The sequence below is a fragment of the Neobacillus rhizosphaerae genome (assembly GCF_050477885.1).
GTDB classification, from domain to species: Bacteria; Bacillota; Bacilli; order Bacillales; family Cytobacillaceae; genus Neobacillus; species Neobacillus rhizosphaerae_A.
In genome coordinates this window covers 35,964-50,667 of record NZ_JBCNAC010000125.1, presented here as the reverse complement: position 1 = coordinate 50,667, position 14,704 = coordinate 35,964, and the positions used below count along the sequence as shown (strand labels likewise).

At 36.2% G+C, this 14,704-nt stretch carries 17 protein-coding genes; 10 read left to right on the top strand and 7 right to left on the bottom strand.

Features of this window, described 5'->3' with window-relative positions; translation table 11 throughout:
- Positions 1–151 precede the first annotated feature (151 nt).
- Both ABES03_RS17925 and ABES03_RS17920 read left to right on the top strand, forming a co-directional pair.
- The gene (locus tag ABES03_RS17925) at positions 152–1,333 is read left to right on the top strand and encodes a response regulator transcription factor (protein ID WP_430119145.1); all 1,182 of its coding nucleotides are present in this window, start codon (positions 152–154) and stop codon (positions 1,331–1,333) included.
- Between the two features lie 225 nt (positions 1,334–1,558).
- Positions 1,559–2,389 (top strand): undecaprenyl-diphosphate phosphatase, encoded by an 831-nt coding sequence (locus ABES03_RS17920; protein ID WP_430119143.1) that lies wholly within the window; start codon positions 1,559–1,561, stop codon positions 2,387–2,389.
- 45 nt (positions 2,390–2,434) lie between these two features.
- Here the strand turns inward: ABES03_RS17920 and ABES03_RS17915 are convergent, their stop codons facing one another.
- Positions 2,435–3,244 carry a glycerophosphodiester phosphodiesterase gene (locus ABES03_RS17915; RefSeq protein WP_430119141.1) on the bottom strand — a complete coding sequence of 270 codons (810 nt, stop codon included), beginning with the start codon at positions 3,242–3,244 and terminating at the stop codon, positions 2,435–2,437.
- Positions 3,245–3,491: 247 nt separating this feature from the next.
- On the opposite strand from ABES03_RS17915, the gene ABES03_RS17910 reads away from it, so the two are divergent.
- The 3 genes from ABES03_RS17910 to ABES03_RS17900 all read left to right on the top strand — a co-directional run bounded on the left by ABES03_RS17910 (position 3,492) and on the right by ABES03_RS17900 (position 4,473).
- Entirely contained in the window at positions 3,492–3,596 is a 105-nt protein-coding gene (locus ABES03_RS17910) for a YjcZ family sporulation protein (protein WP_308080398.1), read from the top strand.
- A gap of 23 nt (positions 3,597–3,619) precedes the next feature.
- Positions 3,620–3,763, top strand: coding sequence for a YjcZ family sporulation protein (locus ABES03_RS17905; protein WP_308080397.1), 144 nt, complete (start codon positions 3,620–3,622; stop codon positions 3,761–3,763).
- A 161-nt stretch (positions 3,764–3,924) separates the two neighbouring features.
- Entirely contained in the window at positions 3,925–4,473 is a 549-nt protein-coding gene (locus ABES03_RS17900; protein ID WP_430119139.1) for a cell wall hydrolase, read from the top strand.
- A 9-nt stretch (positions 4,474–4,482) separates the two neighbouring features.
- Here ABES03_RS17900 and ABES03_RS17895 read toward each other — a convergent pair whose 3' ends face one another.
- From ABES03_RS17895 to ABES03_RS17885, 3 genes are all read right to left on the bottom strand, one after another.
- Positions 4,483–4,905, bottom strand: coding sequence for a YkvA family protein (locus ABES03_RS17895; RefSeq protein WP_430119137.1), 423 nt, complete (start codon positions 4,903–4,905; stop codon positions 4,483–4,485).
- A gap of 105 nt (positions 4,906–5,010) precedes the next feature.
- Positions 5,011–6,750 (bottom strand): AAA family ATPase, encoded by a 1,740-nt coding sequence (locus ABES03_RS17890; protein WP_430119135.1) that lies wholly within the window; start codon positions 6,748–6,750, stop codon positions 5,011–5,013.
- 134 nt (positions 6,751–6,884) lie between these two features.
- Positions 6,885–7,136 (bottom strand): hypothetical protein, encoded by a 252-nt coding sequence (locus tag ABES03_RS17885; protein ID WP_430119133.1) that lies wholly within the window; start codon positions 7,134–7,136, stop codon positions 6,885–6,887.
- 187 nt (positions 7,137–7,323) lie between these two features.
- On the opposite strand from ABES03_RS17885, the gene ABES03_RS17880 reads away from it, so the two are divergent.
- From ABES03_RS17880 to ABES03_RS17865, 4 genes are all read left to right on the top strand, one after another.
- Positions 7,324–8,904 carry a peptide chain release factor 3 gene (locus tag ABES03_RS17880; RefSeq protein WP_430119131.1) on the top strand — a complete coding sequence of 527 codons (1,581 nt, stop codon included), beginning with the start codon at positions 7,324–7,326 and terminating at the stop codon, positions 8,902–8,904.
- A gap of 156 nt (positions 8,905–9,060) precedes the next feature.
- Positions 9,061–9,540, top strand: coding sequence for a hypothetical protein (locus tag ABES03_RS17875; protein WP_430119129.1), 480 nt, complete (start codon positions 9,061–9,063; stop codon positions 9,538–9,540).
- Positions 9,541–9,839: 299 nt separating this feature from the next.
- The gene (gene sigI / locus ABES03_RS17870) at positions 9,840–10,586 is read left to right on the top strand and encodes an RNA polymerase sigma factor SigI (RefSeq protein ID WP_430119127.1); all 747 of its coding nucleotides are present in this window, start codon (positions 9,840–9,842) and stop codon (positions 10,584–10,586) included.
- On the top strand, positions 10,583–11,689 hold the full coding sequence (locus ABES03_RS17865) for an anti-sigma factor domain-containing protein (protein WP_430119125.1): 1,107 nt from the start codon (positions 10,583–10,585) through the stop codon (positions 11,687–11,689). The genes sigI and ABES03_RS17865 overlap by 4 nt, the downstream gene beginning before the upstream one ends.
- Positions 11,690–11,730: 41 nt before the next feature.
- On the opposite strand, the gene ABES03_RS17860 is transcribed toward ABES03_RS17865, so the two are convergent.
- Positions 11,731–11,934 carry a small, acid-soluble spore protein, alpha/beta type gene (locus tag ABES03_RS17860; protein WP_430119123.1) on the bottom strand — a complete coding sequence of 68 codons (204 nt, stop codon included), beginning with the start codon at positions 11,932–11,934 and terminating at the stop codon, positions 11,731–11,733.
- A 112-nt stretch (positions 11,935–12,046) separates the two neighbouring features.
- A complete protein-coding gene (locus ABES03_RS17855) occupies positions 12,047–12,403 on the bottom strand; it encodes a DUF3905 domain-containing protein (protein ID WP_430119121.1) in 357 nt (118 codons plus the stop codon).
- Positions 12,404–12,535: 132 nt separating this feature from the next.
- Between ABES03_RS17855 and ABES03_RS17850 the strand changes: the two genes are divergently transcribed.
- A complete protein-coding gene (locus tag ABES03_RS17850; protein ID WP_430119119.1) occupies positions 12,536–12,697 on the top strand; it encodes a hypothetical protein in 162 nt (53 codons plus the stop codon).
- A gap of 141 nt (positions 12,698–12,838) precedes the next feature.
- Here the strand turns inward: ABES03_RS17850 and ABES03_RS17845 are convergent, their stop codons facing one another.
- On the bottom strand, positions 12,839–14,575 hold the full coding sequence (locus ABES03_RS17845; protein WP_430119117.1) for a B12-binding domain-containing radical SAM protein: 1,737 nt from the start codon (positions 14,573–14,575) through the stop codon (positions 12,839–12,841).
- Positions 14,576–14,704 lie beyond the last annotated feature (129 nt).

The following is a 14,704-nucleotide window of genomic DNA, read 5'->3' as shown; positions in this document are numbered from 1 at the left end:
GGGGAGACCCCGCAGGCGCAAGCGCCGAGGAGGCTCGCCGAAACACCCACGGAAAGCGAAGTGCCTGGAGCGGAAATCAACAGGCAAGTTTTGCGGAGCCTATTACTAAAAAATAACAGCGTAGATGTTCATTGAATGGAGTGTGTTAGGAATGTCCAAGTCTTTAAACCGCCATTTGGATAATCTTTTAAATGATGCTGTTAAAATGTTATATCATTATCAAATAGATCTGATTGAGGAATGGAGATTAATGCTTCAATCCCTAAAAAATACGAAGAAAAAATCAGCTGCCGTTTTTGAATTTATTAGTGGTTTTTTAGTGAAGTCGTTCCAGCTTATTAATGATGAGACAGTTGATATCTATCTGATGTTAGACAAATTGCAAGATGATTGGTATGCCCATTTCGGTAGACGTCCTGAACCAGAGGCGTTAATCTTTCATTTGAACTTGTTAGAGAATGCAGCTCATAAAGTATTAAAATCGAGGATTGCATCTTCCTCCAAGCTACATCCATCGGTACATTATTTATTCTCTAAAATTGGTGAAGTGATGCTATTCCAATCAGAAAAGGAGAACTGCAGTATTTGGAAGGATGCTGTTATTTTATTTAATGAATGGATTATTCGCTCTCAAAACTTCCAAGAGTCAGTTGAAAATATATCCTTTGGATTTGGTTATTTTCTTCCTTTTGAACGATGTGCCCTTTTTAAATTTACCAATAAAGAAAGTGTTGGTGTTGGTTTATTTGGTCATCATCTCAATACAGAAGAAATTAAAGCCATTGCAGAAAAAATAAGTAATATTCCAGTGCTTAATGAGAGTCTGGTAAAATTAAAGTCTCAGGGACACGAGATGAAAAATTTCCAGCCTATTTATATTCCTTTGGCTGAAAATGCACTACCTGAAAAATATGTAAAGAAATTTGAACTTACTTCTTTAATCATAGTCCCTATTTATGTACCCGAAGAGGGGAAAATTATTGGTGGAGTTGTATTAGATAAAGGACCCGGGAAGCAATTCACAGTGGATACAAGTCTATTCCCAGCATTAATGAAATTCGGCCAAAGCTCTGGAGAACTATTATCAAAATTTATTGAAGCGGATATTAAAATGCCGGAATTACCAGAAGGAGGGCTAATATCCTTATCTCCAAGAGAAATTGAAATTATCAAGCTTCTGGCAGACGGAGCGTCTACTGCTGAGGCCGCATTAAAGCTTTATTTAAGTGAATTTACTGTAAGAGACTATATTTCCAATATCATGAAAAGGCTGAATGCACAAAACAGGACTGAAGTAGCAGTAAAGGCAATAAGAATGGGAATTATACAATAAGAAAGAAAAACGCCCCTTTATTAAATGCAGTTTATCAAAGCTGCGATTTTATTTAGAAAAAAATACCTGAAACTATTATGGATCAAACCACGTTATACTAAAGTGGAGCAAATAAACTATGTATGAAAAAATTATTGCTATTCACCTAATAAGTGAGTAAAATGGGAGAGTTATTTGTCATTACTAAATATTCTAAAGCAATAAAAGTTAGGAGAAGTTAACAACATGGACTTACTATTGTTTATTAAGGCAATTATCTTGGGACTTGTAGAAGGCGCAACCGAGTTTGCACCAGTTTCTTCAACTGGGCACATGATTATTGTTGATGATTTGTGGCTTCAATCTGAAAAATTCTTAACACAGCATGGGGCTAATACCTTTAAAGTGGTAATCCAGCTTGGTTCTATCCTAGCAGTTGTCGTCACTTTTTGGGAACGATTTTTTGACTTGTTAGGATTAGGGAGATTCAGAAAGGGGCACGAGGAGAAACAAAGCCGTCTTAAGTTAACCCAAGTTATAGTCGGCTTAATTCCAGCAGGTGTATTGGGTGTCCTTTTTAATGATTATATTGATGATCATTTATTTTCCACAGCGACCGTTTTGATTGGGTTAGTCATTGGGGCTGTGTTTATGATTCTTGCAGATTTAATTGGACCAAAAAATCCAAAAGTACAAACAGTTGACGAAATTTCATATGGACAAGCGATAGCAATAGGACTTTTTCAATGTTTCTCACTTTGGCCAGGATTCTCTCGTTCAGGTTCAACGATATCCGGTGGTGTTTTAATGGGGATGAGTCACCGCGCCGCAGCTGACTTTACTTTTATTATGGCTGTACCGATTATGGCGGGAGCAAGTTTGCTTTCATTGTTAAAAAACTGGCAGTATATGACAATGGATGCTCTTCCGTTTTTTATTGCTGGATTTATTAGTGCATTTATTTTTGCGTTATTATCCATTCGCTTTTTCTTAAAGCTGATTAATAAAATTAAGCTTTTACCCTTTGCAATATATCGAATTGTACTAGCTATAGTTATTTATCTAATTTTCTTTTAGTGAAAAAAGACAGCCAATACCCAATTGGGAAGCTGTCTTTTTTTATTAGAGTAAATCTGGATAGTCACTTATCATGCCATCTACAGAATAATACTTTAACAAATTCTTCTCACTTCTTTTATTAACTGTCCAAATCATTGTTTTAAACCCATGTTGATGAATTCGCCTAATGAGTTTTTTGTTAACCATAGTAACCTTTGGATTGATATAGGTAGCATAGTTTAAGTAGGATTCTAACTCTTTATTTGACAGTCCGTTCATCTTTGTTTTCTTTATTAATATCCCAATAGGAATCTTGGGAAGAAGGTGATGGAAACGTTTCATTGAGATTTGATCAAAGGATTGAACGATGATTTGATTATTGTCCCCAGAAGCAAGGCCTCTTTTCAGTAGTTCATTAGCTACTTTTTCTTCTATATCTGGATATAAGTTAGGCTTTTTTAACTCAATTAATAAACCAACCTTTCCAGCATAGGTATTTAGAAATTCGCTAAATAAAGGAATTCGTTCCTTAGAAAATTTTGAATGAAACCAGCTTCCTGCATCGAGTGACTGAAGCTCCTCTAAAGTAAAATCCTTTACTCTTCCTTTTCCGTTGGTTGTACGGTTAACTGTTGGATCATGGATAATAACTAATTCGCCATCCTTTGTCATCTGAATATCGATTTCAAGGTAATTAGCTCCCAGCTCTAATGCCTTGTTAAAGGATGCAAAAGTATTCTCCGGACAATATCCAGCTGCTCCACGATGACCTATTTTTATAAAAGAATGACCTCTCCGTTCTTTAGTTAACCCGCTTACCATACGATAAGCCACCATTAATATGAACAGAATAACTGTTGCAAATGACCTCAAACGATTGGCTCCTAACTATTATGATTTGTGAACATGGTAAGAAAAATGATGATAAATGTCAACTTTCTGATGTTTTTCATCATTGAACAGAAATAATGGACAGACATACTACTGTGATATCTGCCTTGTACATTAATAATGGGCTTATTCTTTTTATTCAAAATGTACGAATAGGGATATATGTCTATCGCACATTTTTATCTAGGTGAATATAGATATATGGAATTAAGAAAAGGAGGTAATGTAGATGTCTGGTGCAGTAGGTGGCTATGGCGGCGGATTTGCCCTACTAGTCGTTTTATTTATTTTGTTAATCATTATTGGTGCTTCTTGGTGTACCCCATTCTATTGATAATTATAAAAGGAGGAATTTAAATGTTTGGATATGGTTATGGTGGCGGGTTTGGCGGTTGTGGAGTAGGTTATGGTGGTGGATGTGGTTTTGGCGGCGGATTTGCATTAATCGTCGTTTTATTCATCCTTTTAATCATTGTAGGTGCAGCTTGCTTTAGATGGTAGAAGAAAAATGAAGAGAGGCACTAATAATTGCCTCGTCGAAAAGCAAGGATATTTCCTTGCTTTTCCTTTTTTTCCATGGAAAGTTTTTAAGGTTGGACAAGTTGTTGATTCATGTTACGGTTAATGGGTTGAAAAATTAAAGGATAAAGGGGGACATAATAATGAAGCGTACTGTTTCTTTTTTATTATCTGTCATCATCTTCTTCATCCTGCTGAATGATCTAAATTTACCCTTAAACGTTAATGCTAAAAATCTCGATAAAACAAAAGTTCATAAAGTTACCAAACGTGAAACTTTAAGGGAAATATCTCATCAATATGGTAATTCAAAAGATGAATTAATAAAAATGAAAATTACTGAGAAAGAAATGGACTTGTTAGCAAGGTTGGTCACAGCTGAAGCAAAGGGAGAACCATATCAAGGTAAGGTGGCTGTCGCAGCAGTTGTGCTTAACCGTTTAGAAAGTGAACAATTTCCAGATTCTATTCAGCAGGTTATTTATCAAGATAAACAGTTTCAACCCGTCGATAATGGGATGATTAATAAACCAGCAGGGGAAGAAGCAAAAAAAGCGGTAGATGAAGCAATAAATAAAGATGGACAAGTAACAGATGCACTTTATTTTTTCAATCCTGATGAGACTAACAGTAAATGGCTGCGTACGAGACCTGTTACAGAAGAAATAGGAAACCATCGCTTTGCCAGTTAAGAAAACCCGCTATAGATCGAGCGGGTTTTTTTCTATTGATGTAGTATTTTTCCATTTTCGGAACCCTTCTAATTCTTTGCTAATCTTTTTTAAAGTAAAGCCAATTACAGCTGCATCATCTATAATTCCTAAACCAATGATAAAATCAGGAACAAAATCAAGTGGAGATACAAAATACAGGATGGCCCCGATAACCGAAACAATGGTACCTTTTGATACATCCTTATATTCACCTTTAGAATAAGCTTTGATCAGATCAAAAAATAATTGAAGCTTATCTCGTGCTTCCCCTAAACTGTCTTTCCTCTCATTTGCCATTTGTATTGCTTTATTAAGCAAACCAAGTGTTTTTTTCGGGTTGTCAATGTAGTTTTGCGCTTCCTTGTTGTAAACGTGTTGTTCTTTTTCGAAAAAGAAATTTTTACCGAACAAGCCCTTCACTTCCCTTATTCCGGATTTTCACTATAGTTTACCACCGAAATCATAAATCAAAACTTCCTATAAAAGAAAAGAGACTGATTATAACGTCAGTCTCTTTTATGCTAATACAAGGTTTTCGGTATTTGATTTCGTGGAATTCCAAACGATAGCTTCCACTTCGGAACCTTCTAGTGTTTCTTTCTTTAATAATGCATCAACTAATTGCTGATACTGGTATTGATGACCTTTAATAAGACTTTCTGCTTTTTCTAAGCCTTTTGCAAAAAGGTCCTGCATTTTAGCTTCTCTATCTGATTTATTAAAAGTCAAAGTGAAACCATCTTCAAGCAAGCCTGTATCAACCATTTGTTCAATGAGTTGTTTTGCCTGCTGTACGTCTCCGCTCACACCAATACTATGTTCACCAAGGATCAATCGTTCAGCAACACCCCCGGCTAACACCATGGCAACACGGTCAAGCAAATCAGTGTGTGTTGATAAGTGAAGTTCTTGTGGAATGGGTGCCACATAACCAAGTGCTTCACCACGTGGAATAATCGTGGCTTTTCTGACAGAACCGGGCTTTGTTAACGAAGCAACAATTGCATGACCAGCTTCGTGGATAGCAACCCTCCGTTTTGTTTCTTGGTCCTTCAATGAACGAGAGGTACTTCCAAGGATGGTTCGGTCTAAGGCGTAGTCAAGATCTTGTTTTAGGATCTTTTCCTGACCGTTTTGAACAGCTTTTCTACTTGCTGTTTCAAATAGGGATTGTAACTCGGCCCCAGAAAAACCAGATGTACTTTCTGCTAAATCATCTAATGAAGAATAAACATCTTCTCCAAGAGCTTTTCCCCGCGTATGGATATTAATGATTTCTCTTCTTCCTTTTGTGTCTGGCAGTTGTACATGGAAAGAGAAGTCAATTCTGCCTGGGCGAAGAAAGGCTTCATCCAGCATGTCTTTTCTGTTAGTAGCAGCGATAAATAAAATACCATCATTTACATGACCACCGTCAAGCTGAACAAGGAGTTCAGTTAAGGTTTTTTCGGCTTCCTCGCCTCCATGTGCTTTCCGTCTCCCTGCTAGCGCATCTACTTCATCAATGAAAATAACTGCAGGAGAATGTTTTCTTGCTGTTTGGAATAGTGAACGGACACGACTTGCACCTACACCTACAAATAGTTCATTAAAAGCTGAACCACTCGATGAGAAGAAAGAAGCATTTAGTTCACGCGCAATTGCCTGTGCTAACAATGTTTTACCAGTTCCTGGTGGGCCATACAACAAAATTCCTTTTGGTGGTTTAATTCCTAATTTTATTGCACGATCTGGTTCTTTCAATGTAGAAAGGGTTTGTAGTATTTCTTCTTTCATTTCTTCGCCGAGTCCACCAACGTCTTTTAGACTAATTGTTGGCAATGGGCGGGATTTAGCAACACTGTTTTTTATTGAATTAGGTAGGCCGAAGCCGCCTTTAGTTTTTTGAAGGGTAATAGCAGTACCTGTTAGTAACAAAATCACACCGAGCATTACCCATTTTCCGTAAGGGCTACTTGTGGTATAGGAATATTCAATATTATATTTTTCAACAAGTTTTTCTACCATGTGACTGTTAGGTGGAATATGTGAAGTGTATTCCTCTTTACCAGCTTTTAAATAAAGACTACCATCTGGTTGTTCTATGAGGGTAACGGACTTTCCCTCTTGTGCTTTAATTGTTTCTTCTACTGAAGAGAAAGGGAGCGCAATCTCTTTATTAGTGGATTGAACAAACCAAACGATACCAGCAACAATTATGAGTAAAGCTGTGAACAGCGGAATAAACTTGGAAACTATTTTTTTACTTTTGTTCATATTTTTCATCTCCTATAACAGAGTCATACTCTATTATAGAGTGATTTCCAATAAAATGGATGTGGGAATCAGTGGAAGAGCTAACACTGCAGCTATAAAAAAGAGGCTAACATAACAGTCAGCCTCAATGTGAATTAGGATAATAAGCGAAGATGAGGAATAATTGGCATTAATACACTTTGAGCAAGTACACCAATACTTACACCTGCACTAGATGCTTTACTCCATTTAAAAACATGAACCTTTTCGTCCTTTCCTTCATACAAAAATAATAGTTGCTCTCCTTCTTCTGCGATACCAATTTTTTTGAAGGACACGTTATTTTGCACTAGGACAGCTTCGAATGCTTTGTGTAATAAACCTAAGTCGATCGTTGTAGTATCCATAGTTCCTCCCAAATACGAACATTAACGGCATTAAATTACCGCTTACCTACATTATATTCTTTTCCTTAACTGGATAAAAGAAATAATGAGGGCAGGTGAATTGAAATATTGCAAAGTTCACGTTTGAGAGATAAGATTGAACTTATGGACAAAAAATTTATTTATTGTCAAAAGAGAGGAAGACAAGATGGGTAACAATTTTAAAGAAGAAGTATTGTCGCGCCGGACATTTGCGATTATTTCCCACCCGGATGCCGGAAAAACGACACTCACGGAGAAATTATTATTATTTGGTGGAGCTATTCGTGATGCAGGGACTGTAAAAGCGAAGAAGACAGGTAAATTTGCAACAAGTGACTGGATGGAGATTGAGAAGCAACGGGGAATTTCCGTAACATCCAGTGTGATGCAATTTGATTATGATGGATTCCGAGTCAATATTCTGGATACACCTGGTCACCAGGACTTCAGTGAAGATACGTATAGAACCTTAATGGCAGTAGACAGTGCAGTAATGATTGTGGACTCTGCAAAGGGGATTGAGGAACAAACACTTAAGCTATTTAAAGTATGCCGTATGCGCGGTATTCCTATTTTTACGTTTATGAATAAGCTAGATCGTCAAGGGAAAGCGCCGCTCGAACTTCTCGCAGAGTTAGAAGAGGTTTTAGGAATTGAATCCTATCCTATGAATTGGCCAATTGGTATGGGGAAAGAATTCCTTGGTATCTATGATCGATTTAATAACCGAGTGGAACAATTTCGAGTGAATGAAAACGAGCGATTTATTCCATTAACTAACGATGGTGAAATTGAGGGGAATCATCCGTTAAAATCATCAGGGCTTTATGACCAAACATTAGATGAAATTATGCTTCTTAATGAAGCTGGTAATGAATTCTCAGCAGAGAAAATTGCAGCTGGAACACTGACGCCAGTATTCTTTGGAAGTGCATTAACAAACTTTGGTGTACAAACATTTCTTGAGTCTTACTTGCAATTTGCGCCACCACCAAAAGCGCGTAATTCTTCGGTAGGAGAAATTGATCCGCTCGGTGATCAATTTTCGGGATTTGTTTTCAAAATTCAAGCAAACATGAACCCAGCACATCGGGATAGGATTGCCTTTGTCCGCGTTTGTTCTGGTAAATTTGAGCGGGGAATGACCGTTAATATACCGCGCTTAGGAAAACAAATCAAGCTTTCTCAATCTACCTCATTTATGGCTGAAGAAAGAAATACAGTTGATGAGGCAGTTAGTGGAGATATTATTGGGTTATATGACACAGGGACCTACCAGATTGGTGACACGCTTACAACAGGTAAGGACAATTTCCAATATGAAAGATTACCTCAATTTACACCGGAATTGTATGTCAGAGTTTCAGCCAAAAACGTGATGAAGCAAAAATCTTTCTATAAAGGTATACAGCAACTTGTTCAAGAAGGTGCGATACAGCTCTTTAAGACCGTAAGGATGGAAGAGTACCTTTTAGGTGCAGTTGGACAGTTGCAATTTGAGGTTTTTGAACATCGGATGAGAAATGAATATAATGCTGAGGTATTGATGGAACGAGTGGGTTCAAAGATTGCCCGTTGGGTAGATGGTGATGTAGTGGATGAGAATTTATCCAGTTCACGGAGTATGCTGGTAAAAGATCGCTATGATCATTATGTATTCTTATTTGAAAATGAATTTGCCCTTAGATGGTTCCAAGAAAAAAACCCTACGGTTAAACTATATAATCCTATGGATCAACACGAATAAAATGAACATTCAAAAAACAGCGAGGAAAAATTCTTGCTGTTTTTTCCATAAAGTTGGGAAAATTTATGTTCGACCTGTTAATTTGGCATCAGACTGGATAAGCTATATTGAACAGTTATTTACTTAAAAAAAAGCCTAAAGAAGCGGGATATCACTATGAAAAAGATGAGCAGATTAGAGGCCGTTTTATGGAATATAGCGTTTCCAGGTTTCAGCCAATTAATTATTGGTCAGTATATTAAAGGCGTGTTGTTTGTCATATTAGAAATTGTTGTGAATGTTATGAGCAGATTTAACCAAGCAATTATGTACAGTTTCCTAGGTGAAATCGAAAAGGCTGAAGCGGTTATAGACTATCAATGGCTTATGTTCTATCCATGTCTTTATATGTTTTCTATGTGGGATGGATATCGTTCGGCTATGCCTAAGGATGAAAGATTTTCTTTTCTTCCATTTGTATCATGTGCGTACTTTGTTACTGTTGGTTTAATGGTATCTCCTAAAGTTACAATTTTTCACGTTCATCCTGGTCCTGTTTTTTTACCAATGCTATTTTTAATTCCAGGACTGATAATAGGTTTCTTTTTTAAATATTTATTATTCTATACCAGCAAAAGTAAAAAGGTAGATGGGTGAGGCTTTAAATCAGATAATCTGGTTTAAAGCTTTTTATTTGGAAAGTTTTTGGGAGACCCCCAAAACTGTAACAATTGTAACGTACTAATGTAATGAAAGAGCGATCGCAATAAGAAAAAATGAGGGATGTCAAAGGATTGTAAAAACACTGTAATATGAAATAGGAAATAAGAAATATGAACCATAAACAATAACTGGAAAAGTAATCCGCTATTGGTACTATCTTTTGATAATTGCTTACCCCCAAAAAGTCCAAGGTAACGTTCGTATGTTATAATTGGTCGAATAGAGGTGAGCAAATGCTAAGTTTATTGTTTATGGCCAAGAAGAAAAAAAGAACTTTGGAGGAAACCGTCCTTCAAATTCAACAGGGCGACCAGTATCTACTGGACGAAATTATTGATGCCTACAAACCTTTTATTGCAAAGACTGTATCTTCCGTATGTAAACGATATATCTATGAAACTGATGATGAATTTAGCATAGGACTTATTGCATTCAATGAAGCGATTGAAAAATATTCCCCAGAACGTGGAAGCTCATTGTTGAGTTTCTCAGAAGTAATCATTAAAAGAAGAGTCATCGACTATATACGTAAACAAACCAAAAATCAACATATTAGTATTGATTTAACAAATTCTGCCCAAGATGAAGAAACAGCAGGAACTATTATTGTTAATGAGCTTTCTCTTGATGACTATCATAAAAAGAATGATGAACAATTAAGAAAAGATGAGATAATCCATTTTCAAAACCTATTAATTACTTTTGATTTAAGTTTTAGTGATTTAGTTGAAAATTCTCCGAAGCATGTGGATGCCAGGAGGAATGCGATCCTCGCAGCGAAAATGTTAGTAGCTGACCAGGAATTAAAGGATTTTTTACTTGAAAAGAAACGTCTTCCTATTAAGCAGCTTGAAACAAGGGTAAATGTGAGTAGAAAGACAATCGAGCGGAATAGGAAATATATTTTAGCTATTGCTCTTATCTTATCGAGTGATTATGTTTACATGAAGGATTATATTAAGGGGGTGTTAGAGACATGAAAAAGGGAATTATAATGGAAATACATGAAGGTTTTTTAACGCTTTTAACCCCCGAAGGTGAGTTTTTACAATCAAGGAAACAAAATCAGCCCTATTCAATAGGAGAAGAAATTTATTTTTTTCCGTTTGAAACTGTGAATCGAGTTAAAACAAAACGTTCAATAAGAAACATAATTAGGCTTAAAACCGTCTGGATCGCGATGGCAGCACTTATGATTTTTATTGGAACTTTTATTCCAATGTATCAAGATAATAAGGCCTATGCATATATGTCCATTGATGCTAACCCAAGTGTTGAACTGGGTGTGAATAAAAAAATGCAAGTTGTGAAATTAACCGGATTCAATAAAGAAGGAAAAGAGATTATTTCACACTTAAAGAATTGGAAGAAGGAAGACGTTTCGGAATTAACCAAAGATATTCTTTCTGAGATGAAAAAGGGTGGTTATTTAAATGAGAACACCCAACTCCTAATTTCTACCGTGCGAATCGAGCAGCCTGTAGAAAAAATTGAAAATCAATTACAGAAGAAATTAGATAAGATTGAAGTAACGGTTAATAAAGAAAAATTAGATCTAATTGTCTCGACCGGTACCGAAAAGCAATTAGAAAAAGCACATAAGCAAGGTATTACAATCGGCAAATACCAGTATTCTCAAGGGAAATCCAAACAAGAGAACTGGGATACTGTTGAGAAGAAGGATGAAAAAATTTCTGCACCAGCACAATCACCATCTGATATTTCAATACCATCGGGACAATCAAAGAAGCCATCTGAAAATAATGGTAAACAGTCTAATTGGGATAACGGTGAAGAAAAGGGGAATTGGGACAGGAATACGAATTCTCCAGGATATTTGAAAAAAATGGAAGAGGGGAATTCGAAGCAAAACCAAGGGCAATACAGGAAACACAACGATTCACAGTCGAAGAATAATGAGGATAAAAGCTCAAATCATAGTAACAATTATAGACAGAATAACAATTATAACCATAATAACAATAATGACAATAATCCTCATAGCAAGGTACGAAACAATGAGCGTAACGATAGTAATAATGAGCATGAGGATAATGGTAATAATAATCGAAAAAATAGGTAAAGTCCGGTGTTTAGACCGGACTTTTTTCCATTTGTATGAAATTATTCTTTCGTAAAATGTCCAGAAAGTTGGGCTTGTGCTTGTTGTACTAACCTTTTAGTAATTTCTCCGCCGACCGAACCATTCGCTCTAGAAACTGTATCTGAACCTAATTGAACGCCAAATTCTTGTGCTATTTCATATTTAACCTGATCTAGGTACTGTTCAATTCCAGGTACTAATAGTTTATTGCTGCTGTTAGCCATTTCAATTCAACTCCTTCTTTTCTCCAGAGGTTTCTTTCCTCTGTAAAAGTATTATTTTATTTTTTTATCGGTTTCATGAGTGGAAATGTTTTTCGTAATTGGATATTAAATTCTAGTCCGTCCCTTTACTAACATCCTTAGTAGGATGCATAAATGGAACAGCTTGTGGCTTTCGTTTGCTTTCCAGTAAATCCCGATTTTCGGCTGTATTCCACCCAATATCATTCGTTGGGTGAACCCATTCGTCACCAGCCATTATTGATGGGTCTGTTTCCTTGGACCAATTTTCTAATGGTGAGTTTTTAGAAGCGTATAAACTGTCTCCGATCGTAACCCCATGTTTGTTGACAAAGGGGTCCTCCATTTTTATTCCAGTTCCTTCAAAGCTTGGAGCATTCATTTGATGTGGCATGGTTTCGTTAATGGCAATGTCTTCAATTGACGGTTTTGTATCTTTAGAATGTTTCATCACTCATCACTCCTTTTAATATTATTTTCTGTCTGTAGTTTTTTTTTATTTATGAAAAATAAGGAAGGAAAGGAATGAAGGGATTATGTTAAAACTATAGCTGTACTAATTAACTTATAGGAGGGTTCCTGTATGGCAAAGCGTAAAGCAGAATTTGATGCTGTAACCAAATATTCTAAAACACCTCATAAAAATGTTCAGGAAAGTGAATTCTCAGCTGAATTTGCTGATAATAACAACGCAATAAGAGGAGCAAATCGCAATTCCAAACAAGGCAAGAAGGGTAGAAGTTAATGAAGAGCCGAAGAAAAACTCCTCCGCGTATCCCAGTTGAGGAATTTAGTGTTGAATATGGAGATGTAAATGGGAAGTCACTTTACGAAACAAAAAAGACCCAAAAGAAAAATAGATAAGCCGGGTTCTCCCGGCTTATCGTTAGGTTGTAAATATAAGGGTTCGATTGTTTATAGGATCGAAATAAGCCAATAAACAGGAAGGCTGCTTTTTAATTTCACCCGTTGCTATATAACCTGTTAAATTAAAAGAAATTTCTTCTAGCATCGTGTGTTTAAATAATTCCTTTTCCTCAAGGTTTAAATTGATAAATTCTTTTCCTAAGAGGTTAGGGTTCTCAACAAACTTTTTATATAATTCTGTTCGTTTATTTTTATCATAGCTTGCTTCCCACCAAGGCTTTCTTGGTTTGTATTTATGATTGATTAAATAATCATATTTCATTAAATCTGCAACTACGTCAAGGTTCTTCACTTCTTTTTGTTCTAGGAAAGAATATAACCTACGGAATAAGTCCTCTAGCTGATGACCAATTCTTGACCAACCGCGTTCATCCCAATAGCTGCCAAACTCTTGAAAGAAATCAAATGGTGAAGGAAAAACATGTTTAACCAAGTATTCCACTGTATGATCCATTCTATGGTCATTCCAATATTTTTCTAATACATCTTCCACTTGTTTAATCCTTACAATATCGTCAAAGGAAAGGACATTATTGCTTAGTATTTCATAAGGAGAATGGTCCATGTATACATATTGATGTTTTTCAGCACGCAATCGAACTCCAGTGCCGCGTAACATTTTTAAGAATCCTAATTGTAATTCCTCGGGCCTCATCTCAAAAACATCGTTAAAGGTTTTTCGGAAAGATGCATAGTCCTCTTCAGGTAATCCTGCAATTAAATCCAGATGCTGATCGATTTTGTTGCCTTCCTTTACCATTGTCACCGTTCTTGTAAGCTTGGCAAAGTTTTGTTTCCGCATGACCAATTCATTCGTATAATCATTTGTGGACTGAACCCCAATTTCAAATCGGAAAAGACCTTTTGGTGCCTCTTGGTTAAGGAATTCAATAACTTCAGGCCGCATAATATCCGCAGTTATTTCAAATTGAAAAACTGTTCCAGGTAGATGCTCATCGATTAAGAAACGGAACATTTCCATGGCATAGCTACGGCTTATATTAAAGGTACGGTCAACAAATTTAATGGTTTTTGCCCCGTTTTCCATTAGATACCTTATATCAGATTTAATTTTTTCTCTATCAAAATACCTTACCCCTACCTCAATGGATGAGAGGCAAAACTGACAGCTAAATGGACATCCTCTACTAGTTTCTATATAAGTTACCCGCTTACCTAAGTAAGGGATATCTTCAGGAAGTCGGTAGGGAGACGGAAGCTCTTTAAGATCTAGCTTATTCATTTGTGGTGTTATGATAACCCTATCCTCAGAGCGATAAGCAATACCGGGAACGTTACGATAATCATGATTCGTTTCTATTTCTGTGAGTAACTGTTTAAAGGTTTGTTCACCTTCACCGATTACAATAAAATCGACCTCAGAATGTTTCTCCATCCATTCCAACGTATCATAGGTAACTTCAGGTCCCCCTAAGACGATTAAAATAGAGGGGTCAATTTTTTTAAGCATATTGACCACTTTGAGTGTTTCTTCAATGTTCCAAATATAACAACTAAATCCAATAACGGCAGGTTTGGATTGATAAAGGTCTGACACAATGTTCATAACCGGGTCCTTAATCGTATATTCTTTGAGCTGTATGGTAAATTCGGGAGCGGCATAAGCCTTTAAATAGCGAATAGCAAGGTTTGTATGGATGAACTTTGCATTCAATGTAGAACAAATTACATTCATAAACTGGCTCCTTTTCAATGATAAAACAAAAAATAATTATATCTTATTTTCAACCAAAAAGATAGCAGACAAACTGGCTGTAAGATTATGGATTCATATTTTCTTCTTATTATCCATTAGGTTAGATCT